The 26,520-nt window shown below is 67.1% G+C and carries 24 protein-coding genes and 5 pseudogenes; 18 read left to right on the top strand and 11 right to left on the bottom strand.

The window, feature by feature from the left end; all coding sequences use genetic code 11:
- Positions 1-36: 36 nt before the first annotated feature.
- From EV567_RS21940 to EV567_RS21875, 14 genes are all read left to right on the top strand, one after another.
- A complete protein-coding gene (locus tag EV567_RS21940) occupies positions 37-588 on the top strand; it encodes a DUF4913 domain-containing protein (RefSeq protein ID WP_165430462.1) in 552 nt (183 codons plus the stop codon).
- A complete protein-coding gene (locus tag EV567_RS21935; protein WP_130442755.1) occupies positions 585-1,070 on the top strand; it encodes a hypothetical protein in 486 nt (161 codons plus the stop codon). The genes EV567_RS21940 and EV567_RS21935 overlap by 4 nt, the downstream gene beginning before the upstream one ends.
- A 174-nt stretch (positions 1,071-1,244) precedes the next feature.
- Positions 1,245-1,988, top strand: coding sequence for a hypothetical protein (locus tag EV567_RS21930; protein WP_130442753.1), 744 nt, complete (start codon positions 1,245-1,247; stop codon positions 1,986-1,988).
- 146 nt (positions 1,989-2,134) lie between these two features.
- A complete protein-coding gene (locus tag EV567_RS21925) occupies positions 2,135-2,482 on the top strand; it encodes an SH3 domain-containing protein (protein ID WP_242620953.1) in 348 nt (115 codons plus the stop codon).
- A 93-nt stretch (positions 2,483-2,575) separates the two neighbouring features.
- The gene (locus EV567_RS21920) at positions 2,576-3,058 is read left to right on the top strand and encodes a hypothetical protein (RefSeq protein ID WP_130442751.1); all 483 of its coding nucleotides are present in this window, start codon (positions 2,576-2,578) and stop codon (positions 3,056-3,058) included.
- Entirely contained in the window at positions 3,055-3,498 is a 444-nt protein-coding gene (locus EV567_RS21915) for a hypothetical protein (protein ID WP_130443084.1), read from the top strand. The genes EV567_RS21920 and EV567_RS21915 overlap by 4 nt, the downstream gene beginning before the upstream one ends.
- Before the next feature lie 10 nt (positions 3,499-3,508).
- The gene (locus EV567_RS21910; RefSeq protein WP_165430454.1) at positions 3,509-3,919 is read left to right on the top strand and encodes a hypothetical protein; all 411 of its coding nucleotides are present in this window, start codon (positions 3,509-3,511) and stop codon (positions 3,917-3,919) included.
- Positions 3,920-3,961: 42 nt separating this feature from the next.
- Positions 3,962-4,804 (top strand): helix-turn-helix domain-containing protein, encoded by an 843-nt coding sequence (locus tag EV567_RS21905; RefSeq protein WP_130442749.1) that lies wholly within the window; start codon positions 3,962-3,964, stop codon positions 4,802-4,804.
- Positions 4,801-5,304, top strand: coding sequence for a regulator (locus tag EV567_RS21900; RefSeq protein ID WP_130442747.1), 504 nt, complete (start codon positions 4,801-4,803; stop codon positions 5,302-5,304). Before EV567_RS21905 ends, EV567_RS21900 begins: the two co-directional genes overlap by 4 nt.
- Positions 5,301-6,536 (top strand): MFS transporter, encoded by a 1,236-nt coding sequence (locus EV567_RS21895; protein WP_130442745.1) that lies wholly within the window; start codon positions 5,301-5,303, stop codon positions 6,534-6,536. The genes EV567_RS21900 and EV567_RS21895 overlap by 4 nt, the downstream gene beginning before the upstream one ends.
- A 32-nt stretch (positions 6,537-6,568) precedes the next feature.
- Positions 6,569-6,871 carry a hypothetical protein gene (locus EV567_RS21890; protein WP_130442742.1) on the top strand — a complete coding sequence of 101 codons (303 nt, stop codon included), beginning with the start codon at positions 6,569-6,571 and terminating at the stop codon, positions 6,869-6,871.
- A 52-nt stretch (positions 6,872-6,923) separates the two neighbouring features.
- Positions 6,924-8,153 (top strand): ATP-grasp domain-containing protein, encoded by a 1,230-nt coding sequence (locus tag EV567_RS21885; RefSeq protein ID WP_242620952.1) that lies wholly within the window; start codon positions 6,924-6,926, stop codon positions 8,151-8,153.
- Entirely contained in the window at positions 8,150-9,022 is an 873-nt protein-coding gene (locus tag EV567_RS21880; protein WP_130442740.1) for a DUF317 domain-containing protein, read from the top strand. Before EV567_RS21885 ends, EV567_RS21880 begins: the two co-directional genes overlap by 4 nt.
- Before the next feature lie 29 nt (positions 9,023-9,051).
- On the top strand, positions 9,052-9,567 hold the full coding sequence (locus EV567_RS21875) for a hypothetical protein (protein WP_130442738.1): 516 nt from the start codon (positions 9,052-9,054) through the stop codon (positions 9,565-9,567).
- Positions 9,568-9,747: 180 nt separating this feature from the next.
- Here the strand turns inward: EV567_RS21875 and EV567_RS21865 are convergent.
- The 8 genes and pseudogenes from EV567_RS21865 to EV567_RS21825 form a co-directional block, all read right to left on the bottom strand.
- Positions 9,748-10,163: pseudogene (locus EV567_RS21865) on the bottom strand (aquaporin); the annotation flags it as partial.
- A 391-nt stretch (positions 10,164-10,554) separates the two neighbouring features.
- Positions 10,555-11,512 (bottom strand): annotated as a pseudogene (locus EV567_RS21860) (IS481 family transposase).
- Between the two features lie 229 nt (positions 11,513-11,741).
- On the bottom strand, positions 11,742-12,875 hold the full coding sequence (locus tag EV567_RS21855) for a ComEC/Rec2 family competence protein (RefSeq protein ID WP_165430453.1): 1,134 nt from the start codon (positions 12,873-12,875) through the stop codon (positions 11,742-11,744).
- Positions 12,876-12,905: 30 nt separating this feature from the next.
- The gene (locus tag EV567_RS21850; protein WP_130442734.1) at positions 12,906-13,376 is read right to left on the bottom strand and encodes a hypothetical protein; all 471 of its coding nucleotides are present in this window, start codon (positions 13,374-13,376) and stop codon (positions 12,906-12,908) included.
- Positions 13,377-13,516: 140 nt separating this feature from the next.
- Positions 13,517-14,635 (bottom strand): patatin-like phospholipase family protein, encoded by a 1,119-nt coding sequence (locus EV567_RS21845; RefSeq protein WP_130442732.1) that lies wholly within the window; start codon positions 14,633-14,635, stop codon positions 13,517-13,519.
- Between the two features lie 635 nt (positions 14,636-15,270).
- Entirely contained in the window at positions 15,271-15,558 is a 288-nt protein-coding gene (locus EV567_RS27990) for a hypothetical protein (RefSeq protein ID WP_207228828.1), read from the bottom strand.
- Positions 15,559-16,209: 651 nt separating this feature from the next.
- Positions 16,210-17,514 carry a cutinase family protein gene (locus tag EV567_RS21830; protein WP_165430452.1) on the bottom strand — a complete coding sequence of 435 codons (1,305 nt, stop codon included), beginning with the start codon at positions 17,512-17,514 and terminating at the stop codon, positions 16,210-16,212.
- 209 nt (positions 17,515-17,723) lie between these two features.
- Positions 17,724-19,949 (bottom strand): annotated as a pseudogene (locus EV567_RS21825) (Tn3 family transposase); the annotation flags it as partial.
- A gap of 55 nt (positions 19,950-20,004) precedes the next feature.
- Between EV567_RS21825 and EV567_RS21820 the strand changes: the two are divergent.
- Positions 20,005-20,505 carry a hypothetical protein gene (locus tag EV567_RS21820; RefSeq protein ID WP_242620951.1) on the top strand — a complete coding sequence of 167 codons (501 nt, stop codon included), beginning with the start codon at positions 20,005-20,007 and terminating at the stop codon, positions 20,503-20,505.
- Between the two features lie 77 nt (positions 20,506-20,582).
- Here the strand turns inward: EV567_RS21820 and EV567_RS21815 are convergent, their stop codons facing one another.
- Both EV567_RS21815 and EV567_RS21810 read right to left on the bottom strand, forming a co-directional pair.
- Positions 20,583-22,511, bottom strand: a complete 1,929-nt coding sequence (locus EV567_RS21815) for a pentapeptide repeat-containing protein (RefSeq protein WP_130442728.1) — start codon at positions 22,509-22,511, stop codon at positions 20,583-20,585.
- Between the two features lie 194 nt (positions 22,512-22,705).
- Positions 22,706-23,521 (bottom strand): annotated as a pseudogene (locus EV567_RS21810) (IS5 family transposase).
- Between the two features lie 93 nt (positions 23,522-23,614).
- Here EV567_RS21810 and EV567_RS21805 point away from each other — a divergent pair.
- Positions 23,615-24,061 (top strand): DUF6228 family protein, encoded by a 447-nt coding sequence (locus EV567_RS21805; protein WP_242620950.1) that lies wholly within the window; start codon positions 23,615-23,617, stop codon positions 24,059-24,061.
- Positions 24,062-24,497: 436 nt separating this feature from the next.
- Here EV567_RS21805 and EV567_RS21795 read toward each other — a convergent pair whose 3' ends face one another.
- Positions 24,498-25,211, bottom strand: coding sequence for a RusA family crossover junction endodeoxyribonuclease (locus EV567_RS21795; protein ID WP_130442724.1), 714 nt, complete (start codon positions 25,209-25,211; stop codon positions 24,498-24,500).
- 189 nt (positions 25,212-25,400) lie between these two features.
- On the opposite strand from EV567_RS21795, the pseudogene EV567_RS28285 reads away from it, so the two are divergent.
- Both EV567_RS28285 and EV567_RS21780 read left to right on the top strand, forming a co-directional pair.
- Positions 25,401-25,629 (top strand): annotated as a pseudogene (locus tag EV567_RS28285) (SAM-dependent methyltransferase); the annotation flags it as partial.
- 473 nt (positions 25,630-26,102) lie between these two features.
- Positions 26,103-26,456: a DUF317 domain-containing protein gene (locus EV567_RS21780; protein WP_130442720.1), complete on the top strand. Its 354-nt coding sequence runs from the start codon at positions 26,103-26,105 to the stop codon at positions 26,454-26,456.
- Positions 26,457-26,520: the final 64 nt, after the last annotated feature.

Genomic DNA, 26,520 nt, shown 5'->3' with positions numbered 1-26,520 from the left:
CAGCTGGAGGGAATCGAGGCGAGCGTGCGGCGGCTCATGGAGCAGTCGGCGCAACAGGCTCAGCAACTCGACCACCTCGCGTCCGCCCCGTCGCCGAGTGAATCACCGTTCGCCGCGTTCGGCATGCCGGGACTCGGCGGCTCGCCGACCGCTGCTCCATCGGAGCCCCGTCCGATCCTGGAACTGGACGGAGAGGAACGCGAGGACGAACTCGACGCCCTGTCCGACTGGGTTGACGACTTCTTCCTCCCGGTCTACGGGGCGGAGGTCACCACCGCGGCGCCCTGGTGCCTGCAGTGGCAGGAGCACGACGACGTCGTGGCCTGGCTGCATGCCTTGTGGCTCGCCTACCAGCAGCACAAGGACCCCGAATCCGGGCTCGCTGGCCTGTTTGTGTGGCACCGGGACTTCCTCACCCACGCCGTCGCCGCGATCCGTGCACCGGGCGGCCCGCTGTCGGCCTGCATGACCTCTCCCGACCGGTCTGCACACCGTCTCCTGCCTAGCCCGCCGCCCTCCGTACGCACGGAGACGGCGGCCACGGCGGAAGCCACAGGGCCCGCCGAGCCGGACGAGCCGACGTCATGACCGCGGGACAGGGACAGCCCGCCTTCGGACTGAGCTTCGACCCGCGCGCGCTGACCGATCTCCTCCAGGCCCCAAGCGATGTACGCGACCTCACTCTCGCCTACCTGCAAGAAGTCGTGAACGGGCAGCGCTTCGGGCTGCGCCTCGACGGTGACCTGGAGGGCTTCAGGAAGCTGTTCGTGGACTCGCGCAAGGACTGGCGCGTCGTCTACGGAGTCCGCCCGGCGCCCGCCCAATCCGTCCACCATAAGGAGATCTACGTCGTCGCGATCCGGCCGCGAGTGGGCAACGACGTCTACGACGAGGTCGGCCGCCGTCTGGGCATGACTCGCCGGCCGCTGAGCGCCCGCACCCACGCGGCACGCTCTCGTTCCCCGCAGCTGACCCCTCGCGCGCCCGTGCCCCGGCCCGCTCCGCCGCCCACCGCGATGCCGGGTCTGCCCCGTCCCGCACCGAACCCCGCGCACCATCCCACCCGCTGAACGCACGGAGCGTCGCCTATCCCCCTTGAACCCGCGCCGACACCCACCCCGCCGGCGCGCGGTCTCCCCGCTCGACCATCGCCTCGAAGCCGCCACCGGGCACGACGAAGGCCCCAGCTCGACCCGGCAGATCGCGGTCCACCCCGGCGCAGCGGCTCTCCACCGAAAGGCCCCTTGTTGTCTCCCACCGAACCGGAGCCGGTCCGGAAGTCCATCCCCCAAGTCGACTTCGATCTGGACGACCTCGACGCCGACGAGGAGAAATACCTCGACTTCTGCCGCAAGGTCGGCGTCCACGAGGACATGCTCGTCCCCCTCGCCGAACACCACGACGGGCCGCACAGCTACTACGTCCTGTTCGACCGCACCGCGACCTGGGGACGCCCCGGCACGCCCCAGGTGCTCGCCGTGCATCTGCAACGGGACTACGAGAAGCAGACGTTCAGCTTCGAGCAGGCCCCGCTGCCGCTGCCCGCGATGGCGCAGTCCTGGCTCATCCACCGCGGCTGCCCGCACGACGCCATCGGCCTCGTCCCCGAACTGGGCCCGCCGCCGGCGGACGAGGCCTCGCGAGCGCTGGAGCGACGCCTCGCCAGCGACGGCGACCAATACGCTATGGGCTACTCCTACACCAGCGACGACCCCGACGACATGGTCGTGGTCGTGGCCCTGCGCGCCCTGGACGAGCGCGCCCCGTCGCCGTTCCGCGTCGTGGTCGAAGAGGTCGACACCGAGACGTGGACGCACACCCTGCGCGAGGGCGGCTTCGACACGGTGGGCGAGGCCCTGCAGTGGTGCGACGACCGGCTCACTGGCGAGGCCGGCCCTCTCCCGCCGGTTCGCCCGGCAGCCGCCGCCAGCCGTCCGGCCGGTGTGGCGAAGGCCCCTGCTCCGCGCCCGCCCGGCCGTTCGCGCTGAGCGCTCAGCCGACGCGGGCGGCGCAACATAGCCGACGATCGCCGGTTAGCCAAACCGGCGATTCTCCGGACTCTTATACAGCCGCCAGGACAACCCCGCGGCGCCCTTCCCTACATTCCCCACGCCTTCACGGAGGTTCCTTCCGCATGCGCTCCACCCGAATCGCCATATCCGCCGCGATGCTCGGCGCACTCGCTCTGCCGGTGCTGTCCGCCACCACCGCCAACGCGGCACCGACCGCCGCCTCCGCTCTCCCTGCGAGCAGCTGCTCGTCCCTCCCGCCGCTGCCGTACGCAGTGCACGCCAAGGCCGTGACCATCCGGTCCAAGGCCAGCTCGAAGTCCACGGCGCTCGGCGTGCTCTACAAGAGCCACAAGTTCACCGTCTCCAAGATGAGCGGCAACTGGGTCTACATCACGGACAAGACGACCGGCGTCAAGGGCTGGGTTTCCGGCACGTACGTCTACCGCGACGTCCGTATGTGCCTGGACTAACCGGATTGAGCACGTCCCGGCAAGCGGCTGATCGCCCAGTACGGGGACCCTCACATTCCCTACGCATCGGCCAATCCAGAACAGGAGATCCTTTTGTCCGACGGCATATCCGAGGGTTCTGCGAATGTCGTGGGCGTTCTCACCGAACGGATCGAAGCACGCTTCGACATGGGCATGGACCAGTTGAAGGCCGCGGTCGCCGCCGCGCCGACCGCGAACCCTGACGCCACCGACGTCGTCAAGTGGCACGGCCTTCTCGTTGAGGCCCAGTCCGTGCTGGAGCGCGCGGAGGACGACCTCCTCGCTGCACTGCATACCCAGCCCAGCGAGGTCGACGACCCGACGATGGGCCTCGCTCACCGGGTGAACGCGGCCGTCACCGCCCGCGACGGCCGGGCCCTGGTCGTGCGATGGCTCCTCGACCCGGACGCCCCAGGGAAGAAGGGCCTCGCCGCAGAGCGCCTCGCCCGTCTTCGGCCCCGCACCGGGCCGGCGGTGCAGACCAGCGCCCCCAACCGGCCTGCGAGTACAGCCGCACCGGCGACGGCGTGGCGGTCGACGAGGGCCGCCCGATGAGCCGGGACAAGGCCAGCACCATGGACGGCGACCTGCAGAAGGTCTTCGGGAAGCCGGTACCCGAGCTGTACGAGGCGGCTGCCGGCCACGATGCCTCGCCCGCGTTCGCCCGTGCCCTGGAGCTGCGGTCCTTCCTGGCGCTCACCGAGGAGCAGGTCGCCCGCGTCCGCGACCGCGTACACGCCGACATGGACCCCGACCGCGACATGAGCGAACTGTCGGCCGACAGGCTCCGCTTCGACGCGCAGTGGCTGGACGCGGCACTGGAGGCCCGCGACGGCTACCGCGCCGCCCTCGGCGAGCTGCTGCGCACCATGCCGCCGCCTGCGCAGCAGGCCCGTCCCGTCCGCACGGCACAGCTCAGGGCCACCGCAACCCTGCCCCCGTCCGCCGCCCCGGCACCCCCGCGTGCCGGGGCGGCCCGGGGCCGCCGACCGTGAAAGCCCCCGATTGCCCCACCCCACGTCCACCGACATAGCCGGACGGATCGAGGACCTGTACGGCGCACCGCTCGCCGACCTCGAAGCCCACGCCCAGGACCAGCCGCCCGGCATGCTCTCCGCCCTGCTCGGCATGCACGACGATCTCGCCCTCGTCGAGCGCAGCATCGACTTCCACCGCGACCACCTCGCCCGGCTCTTCCAGCCCGAGCGGCAGATCGGCCCGCACGAGGTCTCCCACCTCCTCGACGGTGCACGCCGCCTCGCCGGAGCCGTCGCCGTCCGCGAGGTCCAGGCCAAATCGGTCACCGCCGTCCTGCAAAGCCTGGCCCGCATCCCGGCCCCGACGCCAGCCCCGCCAACTCCCTCGCCTGCTCCAGCTCCGCCTCTTGCGGCGCAGAGCCCGGCGCACAGCCGCTGACCCGCAGGCCATTCCCCTTTCATTCACCCAGGAGTTCCTCCCTTGGCCATCGCCGCTCTGCCCGCTGACACCGACGCCGACATCGCCCGGGTCACCGAGGCCCTGGCCATGATCACCCCGCGCTGGAACGTGAGGATCCTCCTGGCCCTCTCCGGCCCGCCGCTGCGCTACAACGAGCTGGCGGCGAAGGTGTCCTGGCTGCAGAGCGGCCAGCTCCACCCCAAGCTCACGGCGCTGTGCGACGCCGGACTCGTCGAACGCACCGAACACACCTCACGGCACGTGACCTACGGCCACACCAACCGTGGCGTTGCCCTGCTGCCGGTCCTGCCGATGATCGTCACCTGGGCCGAGGAACACCTGGAGAAGGCGGACCGCCCGCTGCCCGCGATCGAGCAGATCGAGGACAGCCTCACCCTGCTCACCCGGCGTCACGCCGCCGCCATCCTGTGGGTGCTCAAGTCCCGTCAGGAGGTCAGCGGGCGGGCCCTGGCCCGGATCGTGATGCCGAGCAGCGACTGGACCAACATCTACCCGCCGCTGCGGCAGCTGGTCGCCGACGGTCTCGTCGACACCAAGGGCACCGGCCGGCCCTACCGGCTCTCCGCAGCAGGCGACGGCCTGAGCCCCGTTCTCGGCACCCTGTCCGCCTGGTCCGCCGGGCAGCCCCTCGACCAGGCGTCCCAACACCCAGTCTGGGGGAACCCGCGGGCGAAGCCCGCGCAAAGGCCGTGGGTCAGCAGCCAGTCACGGCCGGCCCCCGCGGCGCTCCCACCCGCTCGGACGCCCCAGTCCTCTCCGGCGTGGCACAACCGTGATCTCTTCTCGCACGCCACGACCGCCCGCCCGAAGGCAGCCATCCCGGCGGGAGGCCCGCGCCGATGAGCACCCCCTACAGCTCTGCCGAAGTGCACCGCGCTGTCGAACTCCTCGCCTCGCGCCCCCTGGTCCGCCTGGTCACCGAGATCGACGATAACGGCGCCATACCGCCGCGACGGCTGGCCGGCATCCTGCCCGACCTCTCCACGCACCAACTGCGGAGTGCTTCCCACACGGCCCGCGCTTACGGTCTCGTCCGGGCCGCGCCCGGCGCTGGTCTGCAACTGACCGACGCCGGGACGGAGTTGGCAGATTTGTACGACGCGATGGCCCGCTGGGCCCGGCGCCACGCCGTCCCGGCCCCCGTCTGCGAGTTCAGCAGCCGTATCCGGCACGTCCTCGACCTGTTGGCACCATCGCTCACCGCCGAGCGAGCCGATGCTCTCTCCCCGCTGATCGGCGACGGAGCCGAGGCGGGGCTGGCTCGTCCCCGCACGCTCCTGATCCAGTGGCTGGCCGACAACCCCCAGGTGGCCACGGCGTCTGAGCCTGAGCCGGTCGCGTGAACGCAGCGGTCACACCCCGGCACGCACGCCGCACGGGCGGGCTGATGCGCAGCATCTATCTGCCGCGCACGGCGGACGCGTTGGCGTTCGCGATGTCCACCTACGGCATCCCGCTGCTCGTCCTGGCCACGACGCGATCCGCCTCGCTGACGGGCGCCGCCTTCGCCCTGGAGTGGCTTCCGCGGCTGGCTGCGTTCGGGTGGGCCGGATCGGTTGTCGACCGGCGCGGTGCCGCGGTGGTCTTCCACATGGCCTCCCTGGGGAGGGCGCTGGCTCTCGCCGCCGGCGCGGTCCTGCTCCATCTCCACCCGTCCGGCAACGTGTCGAGCGCGACCGTGATGGTGCTGGCGGCGACGACCGGCGTGCTCACCGAGTTCAGCTATATCGCGGCCGAGACCGCGGGTGCCGCCGCCGGACGCCGAGCAGGACGGCCGGCCCACCGTGTCCAGGCTGTCCTGCTCGGCATCGACCAGACGGCGACCCTGGCCGGTCCGGCGCTCGCCGGAGTGCTCTTGCTTGCCGGGCCGCCGTCGATGCTCGCGGTGATCACCATGCTCTCGCTGCTTGCCGCGCTGCTCGCCCTGCGCACCCCGCCCTCGCCCGTGGCACCGGCCCGTGTGCCGAAGGGGCAGTCCGGCGGCGGACTGCTCACCGGGTGGCGCACCATCCGCTCGCTGCCCGTGCTCGGCTGGCTCGTGACCGGGCTGACCTTGTCCAACCTGGCCACCGGCCTTCTCCAAGCGGCCGGCCCCGTGATCGTCGTCAAGCATTTCGGGCAGTCCACCACCGCTGTCGGCCTGGTCTGGTCCGCCGCTGCCGCAGCGACGCTCCTCAGCGTCACGCTCTGCCGGTTCGCGCTCGACCGCCTCGGCCTGTGGCCGGTTGGCGCCGCCTGCGCCGCCGTCTCCTCGCTCGGATGTCTCGCCGCTGCCCAGGCCCCCGACTACCGGTCCTACCTCGTCTTGGTCGCGGTCCTCATGGCGGGCGAAGGCGGCATGACGGTCGTCCTGCGGACCCTGCGCTCCCGTCTGATCCCTCCGGAGAAGTTCGGCAGCACCCTGTCGGCGACGATCCTCATCCTCCTGCTGCCCTTCCCCGTCACCGGCGCGCTCACCGCGCTCACCCCGCCCGACGCGCTGGGCCACGTCATCACCGTCTGCGCCGCGCTGCAGGCCCTGGGTCTGTTCTGCACCTTCGCCCGCCTGCGCACTGATCCCGCCCTGCGCGCCTGACCCTGCTGCGCCCCCACCCTGTGGAGAACTTCATGTCCATTGCCGCCCTCGGATCGCACCGCGCGACCGGTCGCAGCATCACCAAGCAGTTCCACGCCTTCGACGCCCGCAACCCGCACGTCTACCGGACCCTGGAGGGCATGGCCGCCCGCCGACTGGCCGCCGGCGCCACTCGGGTCAGCTTGAAGGACCTGTTCGAGGACCTGCGCCGCCAGCTCCCTCACGGGATCGCCGGGTTGAACAACAACTACACCGCCCTCTACGCCCGCCGCCTGATCAGCGAACACCCGCACTGGGCTGCGGCGTTCGAGCTGCGCCGCCGCCGTGCCGCCTGAGACGCCCCTCTCTTCTCTCGCCCTGCCGTCCACCGATACGGAGAACCCCTTCTTGTCCGCTCGTCCCCTCGTGCTCGTCGTTTCTCCCGGCGACGAGACCTATCGCGCCTACTGTCTGGAGCAGGTGGCCGCCGCGTACGACGTCGTCCTGCTCACCGGCACCGAGCCGTCGTGGGAGAAGCCGTTCATCGTCGACCACGCCGTCGTCGACCTGAGCGACCCCGCAGCGCTGCTCTCCGGCGGCCGGGCGCTGGCCGAGCGCCACGACCTTGCCGGCGTGGTCACCTGGGACGAGTGGCACCTCGTCCCCACCGCCCGCCTCGCCCGCGCGCTCGGTCTGTCCGCGACGTCCGTCGAGGTGATGCGGGCCTGCCGCAACAAGGCCACCGCACGCACCCTGTTCGCCCGCCACGGCGTGCCCTCGGCCGCCTCGATGAAGGCGCGGACCCTGCTGGAGGCCGGCCTGGCGACGATGACCCTCGGCCTGCCGACGGTCATCAAGCCGGTGGCTTTCGCGGGCAGCATCGGCGTGATCCGCGTCGACCAGCCCGAAGAACTGCCCGCCGCGTTCGCATTCGCCTCGGCCGGGGCGAACCGCAGCCGCGAGGACACCGGCGTCCTGGTCGAGGAGTACCTCGACGGGCCGGAATTCTCGGTCGAATGCGTCACCCACCGCGGCGTGACCACGGCGGTCGCCGTGACCCGCAAGCACCTGGGTCCCGCACCGTACTTCGCCGAGACCGGGCACACCGTTGATGCCTCCGACCCGCTCCTGGCCCAGGTCGCCCCGGCCGCCGCTGCTGCGGTCAAGGCCCTGGGGATCACCGACGGCGTGCAGCACGTCGAGCTGCGCCTGGTGGACGGCCGGCCCCGGCTGATCGAGGTTAACGCGCGCATCGGCGGCGACATGATCGGTCACCTCGTCCGTCTAGCCACCGGCATCGACCTGCCCCGGGCCGCCGCCGATCTCGCCTGCGGCCGAGCGCCGGACCTCACCCCGACCCGCAGCGGGGCTGCCGGCATCCGTATGCTCTACCCGGACGCCTCCGGCACCCTAACCGCGCGGCACATCAACCAGCCCTTCGCCGCCCACACCCCCTGGCTGCGCCAGGTGCAGTGGATCCGCGAGATCGGCGACCAGCTCGTCCTGCCGCCCGACGGCGACCTGTTCACCGCCCGGGCCGGGTTCTACATCGTTACCGGCCGCACCACCGCCGAGGTCACCGAACGCCTCGACACCGCCGCCGACGAGATCACCGTCACCACGAGGGCGGACCGATGAACCCACAGCCCGATTCGCACCACGAGATCGACGGCGACGTCTACGTCTCCCCGCGCCACCTCGCCTCCACCACCGGAACCGGCGACCCCGCCCTTGCCCCGCTGCTCGAACTTGGCTGGGACCTGCGGTACGACGAGGACTCCAACGTGTACGTGAGCGCTCCTGACCGGCGCGTGCGCCTGGGCTACCTGCCCGAAGGCGAGGACGACGGGCTCTGGCGCATCAACGCCTACAAGGACTCCTTCGGGTCGCCGGCGTGGGGCGTCTGCTTCAACGACCGCGTCCCCACCGAGCTTGTCCAGGCGTTCACCACCGTCCTGGCCACGGCGTACGAGCAGGGACCGGATGCTTACCTTGCCCGGCCGGTCTCCGGCATCGACGAGCACGATCCCTTCCTCGCGGTCGTGCCGCTCCTGAAGCAGGGCTGGGAGATCGACCGCCCTCGCTGGGGCGTCTTCGCAGTCCAGGCCCCGGACGGGCTCGCCGGCATGGAGTTCACCACCGGCGACCTCGATCCGGAAGCCGAACTGACCACACGGGACGCCCGCTGGCAGCTGTGGGCGGGCAAGTCCGTCGACCGGCCTGTCTGGTACGCCACGGCCAGTACCGACACCCCTGTCGCCCTGCTCACCGCCGTCACCGAGTGCGTCGCCGATCCGGCACCCCTGCCCCGGTGGCGCGCGGTGACCTCTAGCTACATCAAGGGGATGGCCCAGCTCACCTCGATCCTCCCGCCCGGCCCGCCGGCTCCCACTCCGCTCGACGTGCAGCGGGCCGTCGCATCCCGCCGTCCGGCTGCGCTGCCCGCAGCCAGCGTTCCACGCTGGAGCACCACCAGCCGACCGGCCCTGCCCGGCCCGCGCCGGTAGGACCAGCCAGACCTCGACCGGAGCCTCTCTTGTCCCTGCAAGCCGCAGAGTTCTTCGCCGAGCTGTGCCTTCCCTTCCACGACCACACCGTTGTTGGCAACACCTACTTCGCTGTCCCGATCCCCGATGCACCGCTGCGGATGCGGATCGACTTCACCCGCACCATCCACGCGGACACCTATGGAGGGCTGCGTGTCGCCGTCGTTCACTCGGAACGCGGCGAGATCGACGCGGTGGTGCTCAGCTTCGCAGACCACGGGACCTTCCATCGCCGCGATGAAGCCACCAACACCGGGCCGAACACGAAGCAGTACGGCACCTTCGACACCTATCACCGCCCCGGCTGCCCGCCGTGGGACGGGGCCGTCACCACCGGGCTGCGCGACGCCATCGAGCAGTACACCGCCGTCTGGTTCCCCGGCACCTGGGCCGCGTCCACGCCCGGGCGCGCGGCTGGCCGTACCCCGCGCAGCACTCCCACCCAGCCGGCTACCTCAGTCGTCGCTCCCTCGCCCACACCGGAGCCGACGCCACACCGTGGCTGATCGGTGGCGCGGCCATGCTGATCGCAGCAGGCGTAGGGCTTTCCTCCTGGCACGCCGCAGCCCCACCGACGACTCCACTGAGAGCTGACCCGCCCCCCTCCACGACTCAGAGCCCCCGGATTCCACAGCCTGGAATCCGGTGGCTCTGTCGTCCACGAACGCGCGCCGGCCTCGTTACGTCCGGCCGGTGGTCACCGCCGGGTGCGCGAACGACGTGGAGGAGGTGCACCAGTACGGGTTCCGATGTAGCAGGCCACCGCGGACGGGGCGAGCACGGCGCGGCCGATCCGGCTGAGGCCGAAGAACACCAGGGTCAGCCCGGCCGTGGCGACGACCTCGCCCAGCAGCAGGTGACCGGCGGACCGGTCGTGGGCGGAGAACTTGACCAGTGGCTTGGCGAACATCGCATCGGCCAAGACTGCCCCGCCGATTCCCCCCGTGACCTGGGCGGGCACGTACGACGCGACGTCACACAGGGTCGGGCCATCCGGATCACGGCGGCCGGTGAACCAGATGGCGAGTGTGACGACCGGGTTGAAGTGCGCACCCGAGACCGGCCCGAGCAGCAGGATGAGCATGCCCAGGCCGAAGACCATGGCGAGGGCTCGCGCCGAGGAGCGCAGTGCCGACCGCTGTCGATTTTTTGGCGCATTCTTGCAGGTGAGCCGATAGGCGAGGTGTGACCGAGCACGCTAGTCGGCCAGTGAGCGCCTTACTTGGCCACTCGGAGCATCACAGTTGGCTAATCCGCTTCACCCCTGCGAGGACGGCCCGAGCCCACGAGCACGCGACATCCCTGTTGACGAGCAGCCCGGGACCGGTTGAAGGCTCATCGGAGCGACGAGTTTTAGGCGCGCGCCAGGTCCACACGTCGCCTTGCGGTGTACTCACCGCTGGGGCTTCGTTTGGGACAGACGAGGCGTTTGCTGACCGAGCCGAGACGATGACGGCGCGGGAACAACACCGAGCACTGCCGCGGCGGAGCTCCTAGGTGTATTGACCCGCAGGGTTGTTCACGCGGGTGATGGGTGGCTGGCCGCCGAGTGCGGTGTGGCAGCGGTGGTGGTTGTAGGTGTGCAGTAAGTCTGCCAGGGCCGCGGTGCGTTCGGTGTTGCTGGCGTAGGGCCGTAGGTAGGCCCATTCGTCGAGCAGGGTGCGGTTGAAAGCGCTCGACCTTGCCATTGGTCTGCGGCCGGTAGGCGCGAGTGAGCTTGCCGGCCGCACCCAGGTCGGCCAGGGCCTGCTGCCAGGCGAAGCTCTTGCGGTAGGGCCAGGCGTTGTCGGTCAGGACCCGGTCGATGCGGTCGATGCCCGAGGCTGCGAAGAAGGCGGCCGCCCGGCGCAGAAAGGCCGCGCAGGTGGCGGCTTTCTCGTCGCCGTGGATCTCGCTGTAGGCGAGGCGGCTGTGGTCATCGACTGCGGAGTGGATGAAGTCGAAGCCCATGCCGTTGCGTGTGGCGCGGCCGGCCTGGCGGCCCAGGACTTTGTGGCCGCCGCCGTCGGGGATGCGGCCGAGTTTTTTGACGTCCACGTGGACCAGTTCGCCGGGGCGGTCGCGTTCGTAGCGCCGGATGACCTGGCCGGTGGGCCGGTCCAGGAAGGACAGGCGGTTCAGGCCGTGGCGGACCAGGACGCGGTGCACGGTCGAGGCCGGCAGGCCCAGGATCGGACCGATGCGGGTCGGGCCGAGCTTGCGGTCCTGCCGAAGGCGGCACACGCGGGCTTCGATCGCCCCCGCCGTGCGGTGCGGTGTCGTGCGTGGGCGGCTGGAGCGATCGCGCAGTCCCTGCTCGCCTTCGGTCTGCCAGCGACGCATCCACTTGTGAGCGGTGACGCGGGAGATGCCCATCTCGGCGGCAACATGGGCGACAGGGCGTCCGGTGCGGTCACGTTCGACCAGCAGCCGCCTGCCGTGAACGGTCAGCCGGGCATTACGGTGGGACACGAAGGCCTCCGTGCGGTGAAGATTCGACACCTCCACCACACACGGAGGCCTTCGCCATGATCAAGTCCGGCCGGCTTTAACAACGCTCATGATCAATACACCTAGGGCCTGCCGTTCCTCGTCATCAAGTCATCCCAGGCAGCCCGAGCCACTGGTAGCCGGGTGTGGAACCAGGGGTTTCGGCCGGGTGTCACATGACCTTGTTGGCCTGGCGTGGGCTCACGGCATCCTACTTGACCTTCACGGCCTGGCTGAGACCGATTGGATAGCCAGCCTTGACATCATCGCATAGCCGCCACAGTTGTAGCCGCTGGGAATTCAATCCCACGATGACGGCGATAGATCCAAGCGGCTTGTCACCACTTGAGCTGTGGACATGGTCACTCGTGTAGTGGATTCCAAGCTTATGATCAGCTGCCCGTGCCCTGCCTCTGCCGGCTGTCCGCTGGCGCGCTTCCCGCAAGATCTCCTGAGCGATGTCATGGGGGAAACGATGCACTCCTCCACCCTTGGCGCAAGACACGAGACTGTACTTGGGGCCTACTCTCTCAACTAGTTCGATGTTCATGCCATACTTCGAACCGTGATGCGGCACTTTGAAAATGTCGGCATCGAGGTAGTCCGCTCCCTGGCGATGCAGCATCTCACGGGCAAGCCAAGATGTCCGGGTTTCCAAGGCGGGAAAGTCTGTCTCCACGTGGGCCCAACTGGCGGTCTGAGCATCTGCCCCAAGCAGTAGGCGAGACCCCCGGCTGCGACGGAGTTCGCTTCTCTCCCTGGAGCGCTGGACCACGCGCTTTTCGGGATATTCAATCATCAGGGCAATAGAGGAGTTATTCTCCTCAATGCCCTGAATCCCGAACTCATGCTTAAGTGCGATGGATGGAGACAATACCCGTATATGGACAAGGTCAAATCTCTTCTCGTAACCGCTCGTCGGCATGCAGACGTGAGCTCTAGACTCGGCTTCCGCGTACATCTTGATGTATGCGGGCCTTCCCGTATCGTAGCCTGGATCCCAAAACTCATTGACTTTATAAGCCTTGAGGAGCGAACTCATCCCAGAAATGTGATCCCAGTGAGGATGGGTTGCAACAACGACGGCAATTTCCGGTTCACTCGGAACAAAATTTGCAGCCTGGAGGGATCTGATCAATTGATCCATTACTGCGAATCCCCCGACGTCGACCACGATGAGTCGACGTCTACCGTCGTGTTGTGGGAGCATGATGAGCTGGGCATCAGCGTTGCCGACATTGAGTAGGAAGTACACCATATCGGTTTCCGTAATGGCAGCAAGAAAATCGCTGCCACGTGGCGGAGCCTCGATGTCGGTAGCAGGTATCGGCTTCGGCTCGCCCATAACCCGGCCTCCCGTTGGAAGCATTACGGATTAATCATCCAATTGTCCCGAATGTTCCTCGGCGACGGCAGCATCCTTCTCTTCGAGCGGCTGGACGATCGAAGCAAGCCTCGTAATACGGGCTAGTTCTCGCGCTTCAGCACTGACGTCATACAGCGGTGAAGGAATCAGTGTCATTAGATCCTGAGCGCTGACAACTTCTGGCACTTCGGCCCACTTCTGCAGGTTGATGGCAGCACCGAAGGCGTCATCAACCCGGATCGTCTGTTGGATTGCACTCCCAAAGTGCACACGTTTTTTCTCGTGTAGAGCATCTACAGAAACAGACAAGAGAGCGATACTCTCGTCTTCCTCGAACCCTTGAGGGAGATTAGTGGCCAAGAAGTGCGGGCGTCCGAACTCGTCCAACATGGGCCATCGTGAAACTTCAAAGGTGACTACATCGACGGCTATTTCCTCAACGACCAAATAATAGAAATCGTATCGAGTCCACTGTCTCATGAGGGCCTCCACGTTGAGTGTCTTTCCCTCGTCGGCCGACGTGGGGTCCCACGCCCTCAGGCGACCAACCACCCCAACACCCCTCTCCATGACGCCATGAGTCATATAATTCACCTCTGGAAACTCGCTGTGATGCTGGGTTAAAGTGCTGCCTCAGCAAAAGGAAATCCGGCTGGAGCGCTTAGTTCACCATCTACGTGCTTGCGTAGCGCGGCATCGCAAACGGCATATCCCCAATTCACTAGCTTGTGTCGATCGCGCTCGCCTGGCGATTCTTTTGATAGGCGTGTGTTAATTGCCGCAAGTCGCATAACCTCCGCGTGGGGGCAGGGGAGAGCATCCGCGATATGGTAATTTCCCACTTCGGTTCGAATGCCCCAGTAGGCGCCAGAAATTTCCCCTCTTCTGTAACCATCAATCAGGGCACGCTTCCGCAGTGCTCGAACTTGGTGGTCCTCAATCGCAAGGACGCGTCGCAGTTGGCCAACCCAGTTGTCATGCGGTCTGGCCACGGGAGACATGCGCCCGCCACCGTCACTCACCAGCAGCGTCGTGGAACGTTTGGCAGGCTCCAGGCCGAGATTGTCGTAGATTCCCCCGTCGCCCAGTACCAAACGCGTGGTGTACGGCTCGTGCTGCAGATCTGGAGCATCGCCGGGCAAGTTCCACGCGTCAGAGGAGAAATTAAGGATTGCTGGCGACAAGAATGGGGGGAACGCCGAGGATGCTGCCACAGCATCCGCAAGTTTGATTCCTGGCTTCTCGATACCGCCGATCTTGTAATCGCGGGCATACGGCTTTGAGAAGCGCCAGAGAGCTCCACTCTGCATGTTCGTAGCATTGATAATGAACCGCGGATGATCGGGTATGTCTTGCAGGGTCTTCTCGTCAAATAGATGCTTTCGATAGGCCGCTGCGACTCTCCCAGCACTGCCCGTTGGAGTGAGGAGGCCCGTGATGGTTGCCGGCTTGTCGATCGTCCGGCGCGATAGCGCCACCAAGGGGTCGAGTACCAAGCGGTGATAGCTCGGCACGATGTCGTCCCCGCTCATCATGGCGTCCCACTGGGAGGCCAGCTGCCCCGCTGCAATCGACCCTCCGGACACACTCGAAACCAAGTCCAGCTTGCGCATCCATCCGGTCTCGCACATTCTCAAAAGCGCGCCCGCATGAAAGAGCATCGCTCGGTAGCCACCGCCCGAGAGGCACAATGCCACCGAAAGCTGGGCCCCGGCCGTTCCTCTCCTTGTCTCAGCCATGACGACTCCAGAGGTGGGCCCTGGCGAACCGTGCCGCCGAGTTTCCCCCACCACTCAAGTGGAACACCACCCCTTTGGGCGTGCAACGCGCGACATGAGATGATCTAGGAATCCGGGTTAGCTGGCGGTCGCTTGGCAACTTCGGCTCGCCCAGCCGCTGTTCAGGCGGTTGGAGTTGTGGCACGAGGAAGCGTGACCTCCGTCACTCATGACCGCTTCGTAAGCAGTGCCACACTCTCCGTTCCGCCGGGCTGCCTCCCCACTCCGTGAGTGCCACCGTGCGAACCTCGACGCGCGTGCGTCTGGCATGGAGGCGGCGGTCACTGGAGCCGCTAAGAATCCGAGCGCAGCTGACCTCAAGGGGGTTCGCCGTAGGCGATTTCGTGCTGACCCGGCATCGGGTGAGCAAATGAGTCGCAACCTGTGTGCCAACCGTGATGCCCAGACTGGCCATGGAGCGTGCTCAGTCACACGAGGTAACTGCTTGCCACGGTCGTCTAGGCGCGTGCGGGGGCAGGTCGTAGCGGTAGACGGCCACATAGGGTTCCGGCGTCGCTGCTTCGAGAGGCTCTTGTCGCCGTCCAGGTCGAGTTCCGGTTCCTGGGGACGACGGAGAAGGTCGCTCCAGTCGCTCGCTATACCTCGCTCGCAGGCGTCGCGGAGCAGGGGGCGCAGCCGGGGCGGGCTTCTTCTTGCTGTTCGCGGAAGATGCGCCGCTGGGTGAGTCGCTGTTCTTTCTGGGCTTCGTCGCTGAGTTCCCGGTCGGCGGGCGGTTGGTCCTCGGCGTGCAGTCCTGGGGTTCGCCGGGCGATAGCGAGGTCCTCCTCTTGGAGGCGCTCGCAGGCGGCGAACAGCTTCCGGGACATGCCGAGGTGGACCTCCGTGCCGGGGATGCGGCAGCTCAGGAAATCGTCGAGGCCCATGGAACGGATCCGGCGCGCCGGCGGAGAGCTTCGAGCTGGCTCGCCAGCTCCTGCCGGGCGGTCGACGTACGGGCGTACCCGATCCTCACGGGCCGCTCGGTGCGGGGCGCGGGCACGACGGCGAGCGCCGGACTCTGCTTCCATGCGCGGCCGGGGCCGCGGTCGGCAGGCACCGGGACTTCGAGTTCCTCGCGCAGCGTGGGAACGAGGACGAAGCGGGGGGGGTGTGGTGCTTCGCGGCGGTCCTGCCACCCCGGGTGCGGCAGGCACTGCCCGCCAGGGCCTCACAGTTCGGGCAGTCGTAGCGTTCTACCGCCAATGCGGCCCGATCGGGCGTCACATCCATGATCGGAGTCTCTCAGAACCCCGTCGCACAACGCGCGAGTTTCGAGGGGACTTTTGCGAGCGGTCACCTGCGGAAACGTGGTCGCGTCCGGGGCTCTCGCAGAACTCTCACAGATATCATTTGTGAGAAAGGTGCGGATGGGAGAGGAGCGCCACCGACGACGGGACGACTCCGCGCCTCACGGCTGCATGTCATCGCCGACGGGCGGATGCTCGCTCGCCGCGCAGGCGCACCAAAGAGGCCCCGGCCTCAAGGCCAGAGCCTCCAGCACGAACTCTTCGTGTTGGTGTCGAGGAAAGCTGCGATCAGGCCGTAGCCGGAAGCGCGAGAGTAGTTCCCGGGAAGATCCAGTGACCGTTGTCACTGGTTGGCCTTCCGTAGGCTTGCGCGGTCCGCTCGATCAGCGATCGGTTGGCGTTATAGATCGCCCGCCAGTCCGTGGCGTTACCGAGATACGTCGCCGCGAGATCCCACAGGGTGTCATTGACCGCAACGGCGAGGTGGCTCGGAGTGGAATGGCCACCCGGAACTTGGGAGGCCGCCCATTCGGCCGCGTCCTCAGCCTTGCTCTTGTAGGCGTCGGTGAGGTGGGCTGGTGTTAGGCAGGGGCCTGCTGTATCGAGCGCATTCTTCCTGCCCGCCTTGACCGCGTCCTGCTCCTCCTTGCACTTCTGCTTTTCCTCGGCAGTGTGAGTACCGATCGGCGCAAGAGAGCACAGTGGATCGGTTTCGTTGCACTCATACCGAACGCGAGCGCTGTAGGCCGCTGGCACCTTGTGGGGGAGGGGGGCAACGTTCACCGGGTCGGCGAAAAGCTCCACTGCCACGATTCGGCTTCCCAGTGGGGCGGGGAGCACGGTCAGCGTCTTCTCGATGGCGATGACCCCCGTTGAGTAGCCGATGAGGACGAAGCACTCGTCGGCGGGGAGACTCTTCAGCTTCGCCAGGAGCTTGTCTCGACCGTCATCGGTCACTGACTCGCGTGCTGGGATGTTCGCTCCGCCTCGTGCACCGAGGTAGTCCACCTTGTCGGGCTTCCCATTGAGGACCGTGACGCCCTTCTTCTTGAGCCGCTCCTTCAGGGGATCGGCTGCCCACGTCCCGTCCGTTCCGTCGTTGTATCCAGGAACGTAGATGGTTCTTACGCCCTTCTCGCACCGCGGAGTGGGAAGGGGCTGCCCGGTGCCCAGCTCCTGCTGAGCAGAGCCTTCTGATGTCTCCCCAGGCGTCAGATCCAACGGTGGGACCGAAGGCTCTTCTTCAGCGGACGGGGGTACAGAGCCTGGCTCCGTGACCGTGAACGAGGCGCTCGCCGATCCGCCATTTCCGAGAATGGCATCTACTCGGGTGACGCCAAGAGGCGTTGATTCGGGAATCGTGATCGTGACGGTGAATTCACCGTTCGAATCCGGGTGCGCGTCAGCCAGTTGCTGTGTTCCGATGTTGATCGGGACGTCGAGGCCGCGGCTGAAGTAGTCTTGCCAACCCGTGCCGTGTACGGTGACCGGCGTGTTGACCGGCCCCTGAGTGGGGCTCAGGGTAATCGCCTCGCCCTGAGCAGAAGCGGTCGACGGCGTTAGCAAAGCTATCGCCACCGCGAGTACAGGCACCAGAGTCAGCAGACGTATTCGGTCTCGACTTCCTCGGCGGGATTGGCGAGCGGTTCTTCGTCGCATGCGTATTTGCCCTCCGTTCGGATGACTCCCCCACCACCCGAAACGCTACAGAGCGACATGAGTCGAACGCGCGGAGTAATGGGCCGATTGGCGTAGCCATCGGCGCTGGCTTCGATGTCCTCATCTACGCCGGGGCGACCTCCTCATTCGTCGTCGCTGTCTTCCGGAGCGCCGTCGCTGTGCGGATCACGCAAAGGCCGCAGCCCGCCGCCTACGGGGGTGGAGGCCCGGAAGCTGTAGCGGCCCAGGCAGTTGAGGTTCGCGTGCTTGAGCGGGGAGAGGCGGGCCACGTCCTCCGCCAGGACGTCGTGCTCACGCTGGCCGGCAGGCAGCACCCGTAGTTCGGTTACGGCGGCGTCCAGGTAGCGGGTCGTCCACAGCACGGCGGCGTTGAGGACCAGGCCGAGCGCGCCGAGCTGGTCTTCCTGGCCCTCGCGGTATGCCTGCATGATCTGCCCGCGCTTGCCGTGGCAGATGTCCCGGGCCAGCTTGTGGCGGGACTCCTGGACGGTGAGCTGCCGGTTCATCTGCCGGCGGTAGGTGTCGTCGACCGGGTCGACGACACGCAGCAGGTGCAGCGTCTTGCCGATCCGTCCGTACTCGGCGAACGCTTGCCCCAGCGGGGTGGGGCGCCCCTCGCGGCCGAACATCCGCAGCAGGTCGTACGCCCTTACCTGCCCGGTCACCAGGGAGCCGGCCACCCGCAGCATGGCCGGCCAGTGCGTGATGCCCTTGTTCAGGTTCATCCGGTTGCGCGCGAGGGCTTCCAGCGGCCCGTAGCCGCCGGTGGTGACGCCGGGCATCTCCGCACGCCAGAACCGCTGGTCGGCCAGGTCACGGAAGCGCGGGGAGAAGTTGTAGCCGAGCAGGGAGAACAGGCCGAACACGATGTCAGAGTAGGAGGCGTTGTCGGTGGCGACCATCTCCGGCTTCACCCCGGCGTCCAGGTTCAGCAGGGTGTCCAGGATGTGCAGGGAGTCGCGCGGGGTGCCCGGGACGACCATCTGCCCGATGCCCGCCACCTGGTCGTTTACGGCGTTGAGCCAGGTGATCCCGCGTTTGAAGTGGTAGTACTTCGGCGACGGACCGGCGTTGATGGTGCGCTTGGGCACCACGAATCGTAGTCCGTCCACCGAGGCGAGCAGGCCCTCGCCCCAGTGCGCCACGATCGGCACCTTGGCCTGGGCTTCGATGAGGCGCGCGTTCGCCGCGGCGATGGTGTCTGCCCGGAGGTAGTACTGGTCGACGTGCACCAGCCGGGCCCGGGTCAGCGCCTCGTCGTTGGCGTCGACGACGGGGGTGTAGCCGATGTTGCACGCCTCGGCGACCAGCAGCGCCACCAGGGAAGTCTTCAGGTTCTCCATGCGGGCGCGGCCGTCGCCGAGGTGCACGAAGGCGTCCAGGAACCCGGTCCAGGAGTCGACCTCGAACAGCAGGTCCGGCAGGTCGATCTTCGGGAGCATCGCCGCGGTGGTCTTGCGCAGCCAGCGCAACGACTTCGGCTCGCCGAGGGCGCCGAGCCGGTCCACGTTCAACTTCAGCCGGCCGTTGGGCTGCACTTCGAAGCTGAGCTTGGCGTCCTGCCCAGCCTCCTCCAGCCGTTCGGCCATCAGCTGCCAGGCCGCATCCAAAGCCCGCACCCGCCCGGCGAGGTGTTTCTCGACCGGCTCGTCCAGGCTCAGGCCGTGCAGGACGTCCTCGGCGACGGCCTCCCACTGCTTGCCGTCCAGCAGCCTCGCCCGCGGGTCGGACCAGCGGTTGGACGGTGAGGCGAACACGTCCCGGCGGTTCAGCGCGCGGTAGAGCTGCTCCAGCACGCACACCACGTAGGCGTCGCGGTCCACCGCCCCTTCCGGCAGCTCGGGGTTGGAGTACACCGCGCACTTCCAGGCCGGCGGCACCAGCTTGCCGTCGATCTCGCGGGGCAGCAGCGGCTTCTGCTTGACCTTCCGCCGGGCCAGCGCGGGCAGCCGCTTCACCGCCGCCAGCACCCGTTAGCCGCCGGAGGCCGCCCCCAGCGCGGCCGACTCCCCGAGCAGGGACAGGAAGGGGCGGACGGTGCTGTAGCGGGTGGCCAGCAGGCGCCGCATCTCCGCCTCCGCCTCGTCGTCCCCCGGCGGCATCAGCTCCTCCAGCAGCGAGGCCACGGCCTCGACCTCGTCCCGCGGCCCGATCTCCGTCTCCAGCGCCCGCCACATCGCGCCCGCGTCCAGGTCGGGGCCGTGCTCGGTGACGAGGCTCAGCTGCTCGCTCCACAGCCGGTAGACCGCCGTGACCGTACGGGACGCCTTCGCCAACCGGGGCTTGGCCGCCAGCCAGTCCTTGTCCGTGGCCCGCTTCGCCGCACTGATCAGACGACCCGCACTGAGCGAGGACGAGCGCCTGGCCGCACTCGGCCGACTGCTGACCGACGCAGACACGCCGATGCGCCTCCGTGTCGCCGGCGTCATCGTCCTCCTCTACGCGCAACCCTTCACCCGGATCTTCCAGCTCACAGTCAACGACGTGCTCCACGACGGAGAGACCACGCTTCTGCAGCTCGAGGAGCCCGCCTCTCCCATCCCCGAACCAGCGGCAGCCCTGCTACTGGCCTACATCGCAGACCGCGACAACATGAATACTGCCACCAACCAGGCATCCCGCTGGCTCTTCCCCGGCCGCCGAGCCGGACGGCCGGCCCGTCCCGACCACATGTCCTCACGACTGCGGGAGATCGGCATCCCGGTCGCCGCCGCCCGCGGCGCCGCCATCCGACAACAACTCCTCGAACTGCCCGCCCCCGTCGTCGCGGACGCCCTCAGCTACCACGACAAGACCACCAGCCGCCTCCTCAGAGAAAGCGGTGGGACCTGGAGCCGATACGCCGCTGGCGACCACAGCCGGTCACCAGCGGGCTGGGCTCCCAAGGAAACCCGCGACAGTTGAATACGAGAGCCCACCAGTATCAGGCCCCGTCTCCCCGCTCGCAATCGTGTGGGTACAGGCCCCCTCGGCCGGGACGATTAACGCTTGACGCGGCCGCGAATTGCCAAGATGGCCAGCGCCAGGAGAACGGGCTCCAACAAACGGGAAGCCATCTCAATGTAGGTGCCAGCGGTGGTCAGGTTCTGGCCGGACGAGCGAAACACCACGGAGTTCACCACCATGGGCAAAGCCTCGTCGAAACGCTTCTCGTTGAACCGATCGCCGAGAGGAAGCGTCAACTGAGGGTCACGCTTGTCCGTAGCCACAGTGACTTGCCCGCCAGTAACCGGGACGAGCGAAGTGTCGGGCAAGCCGAACCCCATGAGGAGCACGACTGTGACCGCCATGGCAGCCACCAGCCAGACCAGCGCCCGCGAGGCACGCAGGCCGTACCCGGAGAGCAGCCAATACGCCCACAGTAGGCCGCGTTCGCCGCGCGGGGTGCCATTGCGGTCGTGGCGGCGCATTTCCATCTCGCCGTAGTAGAAGTCGGCGGCGCCGGGCTCGTTCTTGCCGTCCTCGAATGCCTTGCGCAGCTGCCGGTAGAGGGCAGCCACATCCTCCGGGTCAGGTGTTAGGCCGGGGTCGGGGTGGTCCGGCCCGGTGCGCCACTGCCCAGGCGAGGGACCTTGGCCCGCAGGCGGGACAGGATTGTCGGTCGTCAGGGCGCGCCAATGGTGCTCTTCGGCCAGAGTGCTCCGACGAGTCCACCGGTGCGGCCAGATGAAGTGCCGACGGTGTAGGCCGGCTGGGACAGGAGCGAAGGCGCAATCGCCTTCCAAACGGAGTTGATCCAGATGAAAAGACCCGGCGAACTGGCAGTCGGACAGATCGGAGTCGGTCAAGACCAGGAGCGCGGCGTCCACCCCGCGCACCGAAACGACCCGTACCCCACTCTCGGCACCTGACAGTACGGCCTCGCCCACTGCCGCACCCGAGCGGGTGGTGAAGGGGGCGGGGTAGGCGATAACCGCTACAAGGTCGGACAGTACCGCGTCACCGAGATCCACAGTCGCGTACCGGAGGCGTAGGGTCGCCGTCGACTCCCACCGGGTCCTCTCACAACGCAATGCTCTCGCCGCGATCTCGAACGTCACCGGCACCTTGAACACTGCAGCGGACAGATCCATCATCACCGCACACACAACCGGTCCGAACGACGACGCTCCGCCAAACTGTGCCTCGCCGAAGTCAGCCTCGTCGAGGAACGTCACTCCGCCGATGTCAGCGTTGCCGAAGAACTTCGCCTGCGCGAACCAGGCGTCGCCGGAGAATGTCGATGCGCCGAACAGGGCATCGCCGGAGAACGTCACCCCTTGGAACACGGCGACGCTGGAGAACGCCACCTCGCTGAATTCAGCGTCGCTGAGGAACGTAGCCCCTTGGAACACGGCGCTGCTGGAGAATGTCGCTTTGAACCCGGCGTCACCGGAGAACGTTGCCTGCATGAAACGAGCGTCGCCGGAGAACGTTACCCCTTCGAACTGAGCCTCGTCGGAGAACATGGTCTCGACGAACCAGGCGTCGCCGGAGAACGTGGCGTTGCCGAAGTCTGCTGTGCCAGAGAATCTTGCTTCGTTAAACCAGGCGTCGCCGGAGAACTTGGCCTTATCGAACCAGGCGTCGCCGGAGAACGTGGCGTTGCCGAAGTCGGCCTTGTCATAGAATGTCGCCTCATTGAACCGGGCGTCGCCAAGGCGGGGCTGTCCCGTTGGGTCGTGGATGGCTTGAAGAAGTGCCCTGAGGAGTCCTTCGGTGAAAGGGGTGCCACGGTGGTCGATTTCCGCGCCCGGACGAAGGCCCGTGTAATAGGCGTCGCGGTTGTCGGAGTCCAGGTGGGCCAGGCATGCAGTGTGGCCGGGGACGAGGATGCCGCGGCAGCCGACAGGGTCGGTCGCGGGATCGGCGCAGTGCCCGCAATAGTCCCAGAACGGCGGCGACGGCCCGACGGAGGGTGGTGCGCTCATAACTTGGGATTTCAGGGCTGTTTTCGGCTGGTGGAATGCTTCGCCCGGTCGGAAACCATGGGCCCCTTCCACCACACCACGACACACCTCAGCTCGCAATTGGAGGACACACCGTGTTCAAGCCCACCGGTTCTCTGGCGGAACGAGCCGAGTCCGGTGCCACCGCGTTCACCTCGGTTGAGTAAGACGTGGTCTCACGTGGTGATCTTGGCAAATCGCTTGCAGCAGACCAGGGTGGCAGCAAGGCTGAGGAAAGCAGCGAAGTAGCGGCTCTTGCGTTCGTAGCGGACGGTCAGGCGCCGGTAGTTGAACAGCCACGAGATGCTGCGTTCGACTTCCAGCGGTAGCGCCCCAGACGTTCGCTCGATTCGATGCCGCGTCGCGCGATCTTGGGAGTGATGTTCCGATTCCGCAGCCAACGGGGAGTTCGGGATAGTCGTACCCCTTGTCCGCGCGAAGCTTGTTGGGCTTTCGGCGCCGGGGTCCGCGACGCGAGTGCACGGCGGGGATTGCCTTGACCAGGGGCTTGAGGGCAAGGCTGTCGTGGGTGTTGGCGGCAGAGACCGCAGTGACCAGTGGCAGCCCCTGGGCGTCGGTCAGGACGTGAAGCTTGGCGCCGGGTTTGCCTCGGTCCACCGGGTTCGGCCCGATGAGCTGGCCCCCTTTTTCGCCCGGACCGAGGCTGAGTCGACCAGGGCAGCGGACCAGTCGATCGCTCCCGCGGAGCCCAGTCGGTCGAGGACCTCAATGCGAAGACGCCGCCACAATCCGGATCTTGTCCAGGCGGCGAACCGGCGGTGCGCGATGGCCGGGCTAACGCCGAAGCAAGGAGGCAACCGGCGCCAAGCGCACGAAGTGGTCAGCGCGTACACGATCGCGGTGAACACCTTCCGGTCCGCCACCGGCGCCGTCCCACCACCCTGTCGACGGGGCCGGAACGCTGGTATCAGCGGCGCGGCTATCTCCCACAGTCCGTCAGGAACCAAGTCACGCCCAAGATCCGCAGCCATGGTTGACGATCATGCCCCATGGAAGCACACTCCGCTGCCCGCCCACCAGAAAACGACGTTGGACCACCCGGCCTGGCCTCCTAACCTGCTCACGTGATCGACTACGACGAATCCGGCAGTCCCACGGTCCGAGTGGGAGACCCCGGACCTCGCCCCGTCCACCTGCTCTTCTCCGAGCCAACGCGCCCGTACGACGACGAACCGACGCTCGACTTCCTCGTGAAGGCACGCGGTCAGTGGGTGAGTGTCGAGACCTCGGTACGGACTTGGGACGGCGACGGTCTACACAGCTTCCTCTCCTCACTGGCCGAGGACTTCCGGGGTTGGGAGGGAGCGCGCACCTGGCACTCGTTGGAATACGACCTGACGATCTCTGCGGAGCACCGATCGGGCGGCCACGTCTACCTGACCTGGGGCATTCACGACCGGCCCCCGTTCGAGGAGTGGCACTTCGAGACCACCACGGTGCACGCGGCCGGCGAGGAGATGGCACACCTTGCTGCCGAGGTACTCACCTTTCTCACGAGCGTGACGACGTAGCCGGAGCCCCGTCCCACGCTAACCACCACCACGTGAGACCACGTCTAAGCAGGGCGGAGGCACCCTTCCCGCCACACGTCGCCCGCGGCACCGTCCATGCCAAGGAAACACGGGAGCCGGCGCCGTACGCGGGCTGTCCGTTCAGGTTGGGGCAGCGGCCGGTGTGAGTGCCGCGTCCGCATTCGCTGAGGCATTCGCAGCGGCCAGCGGCACGGACCGTGCGGATACGGAGGCTGATCGCTTTCCCTGGCTGGCACGCCGACCAGCCGCTGCATTCCTTTCCTCTCGCCGAGTTGGAGACGGAGCGGGACGTGGAGCCGATACACCCCAGGCGACCACACGCAGTCACCAGCGAGCCGGGACATCTCAGAGAATTGACGACAGTTGAATAGGCGAGCTCACCAGTAAAGCGCCGCAAATAGCCCCGCATCAGTATTCACAGGCACTGAGGTGGTTGGATCAAACCCGCGAAAACCACATGTCCTGACCTCTCGACGACGTCGTCCTCCAGCGGATGCACTGGCGAGAGTCCGATGAGGTAGTAGCCCTCGGTGCCATGAGCAATCAGCCTGGAAGCTCGAAGATGCTGGACGTACCTATCATCAATGATCACTGTTTTGGACAAGGTATCCAGGACCGCCTTCGCCGCGTTGTCCACGTCGATCAGTCGGCGATTTTCGGATTGCACCGCCACGACGCTGGCGCAGATCATCAGCCCCTTCCACGTCATAGGGTCGCGGCTGCTGTGTGTGCGCTCCATCTCGCGCCTGACGGCCTTGTTTACGCGCCGTGCCCTGTCCTTGTTCTGCTTGGTGAACGGCGGTACTGGGACAGCAAAGTAGGTCGGACGCGCTGCGGTGGACTTGAAGTCCAGTGCATCGCAGCTGGTGCACCTTGACTGCTGCAACCAACTAGCCTTGCTGGATACCGAGGAGTGCACCTCCGCGCGAAGCGTGGCTTCCTTGTGGGCAATCTGGAAGCGGTCTTGGCTCACCATCCACGCCCGAACCCGGGCCGCCGCAGCCGGGGCCAACGGCGGGCTCAACTGATCGCCGGTCTCCTGGGAGTACACCTTTAGCAGGCCGGCGATCCGCTCGGCTGGCGGCATGTCAGAGGTCATGTGGGTCGCAAAGCTGTCCAACGGATCCATGCGGTGAACGTATTCGATGGCGGCTCTCCTGGCGGGCGTGCCACACCCGGCGCAGCAAATCGGTGCCCGCTTGTCCCCTCCGGCGACCACTGACGGTCACCATCAGGCTGGACCTGTCCGAGAACTGGCGACAGTTGAATACGCGAGCTCACCAGTACCGAGGTCGTAATGGCGTGACCACGTCCCCGAAGCTACTTCTTCGTCAGCCACTTCCGCTCTGGCAACAACCCGGAGACCGCGGAGGGCGAGAAGGTACAGCAGACGTTCGGCCGCGGCCGGTGGCGCCCCGACGCGGAAATCGCCTCCCTGCTGGACGGTTTGGAGCGCCCCCGGGATCGCTCCCGCTTCCCTGTGGCGTTCCGACGAGACCGACAACGCGGGGGACAGGGGCGAAAGACGAGAGCTCACGGTCTGGGATTGGCCCGGAAAGCCTAGACCTGATCCCCGGATCGCGATTGCCGGACGGTTGCGCCTGTGGCCGCCAGATCGCCGAGACGGCGAAGCACGTCGGCATCGACGCCGTCAATTGAGCGGATTGACGTCCTGCCCGACTGCTCCGCCCAGACTCTGGCCGCGTGGCTGCGCGAATTTCCTGGGGCCGAGTATGTCTGCCACGACGGTGGGATTGATGTTGCGACGGGCTGGCCCTTCGCGCCTGGCGAAGCCAAGGACTCCTCGCCGTCCTGTGCCGGGTGGCCATAAGGCAGACGCCTTGACAAGGAAGTCAGCCGCTCCAGATCAGAGCGACGACGTCGACTAACTTCAGTGTCGAAGGACAACAGTTCGCCGGGGGCAGAGAGGAAAGATCCCGGAAAGACTGGCCAACGAATGCGAGGGCATGTCAACGTAGACGACCTTGCAAGAAACCCCAGGTCAGAGAGGTGATTGCCCGTGACCGTAGCCCCTGAGGGCCCCGGTTTCTCCACCACCGTCGAAGCCCGGCGACAGCGGGAATGGCAGCTCGGCCCCGGCCAGCCGACCCTGGTGATGGACCAGTTCTCCGCCGAGGACTTCCACCTGATCGTCGATGATCGCGCGGACGTGCACGTCAGCAGCAAGGACGGCAGGTTCTACCTCGGCTGGTTCCCGCTCGGCCGCCTCGGCGCGGACGGCGAGGGATGGAAGATTGCCGTCACCGGCACCGCCCAGGTCCGCGGCTACCACCTGTCGTTCGATACCGAGACGCCGGCTGACATCGTCGCCGCCGCCGTAGCGCGCGTGCTAGAGACCTCACGCCGCCTCTGACAGCGCGGACACCGAGAAACTGCCCGCACTGTGAGCGAGCTGGCCGTCCGAACAGCGGCCCGCT

The organism is Streptomyces sp. BK239 (assembly GCF_004217285.1).
Taxonomy (GTDB): domain Bacteria; phylum Actinomycetota; class Actinomycetes; order Streptomycetales; family Streptomycetaceae; genus Streptomyces.
This window is presented reverse-complemented; position numbering and strand designations above follow the sequence as displayed.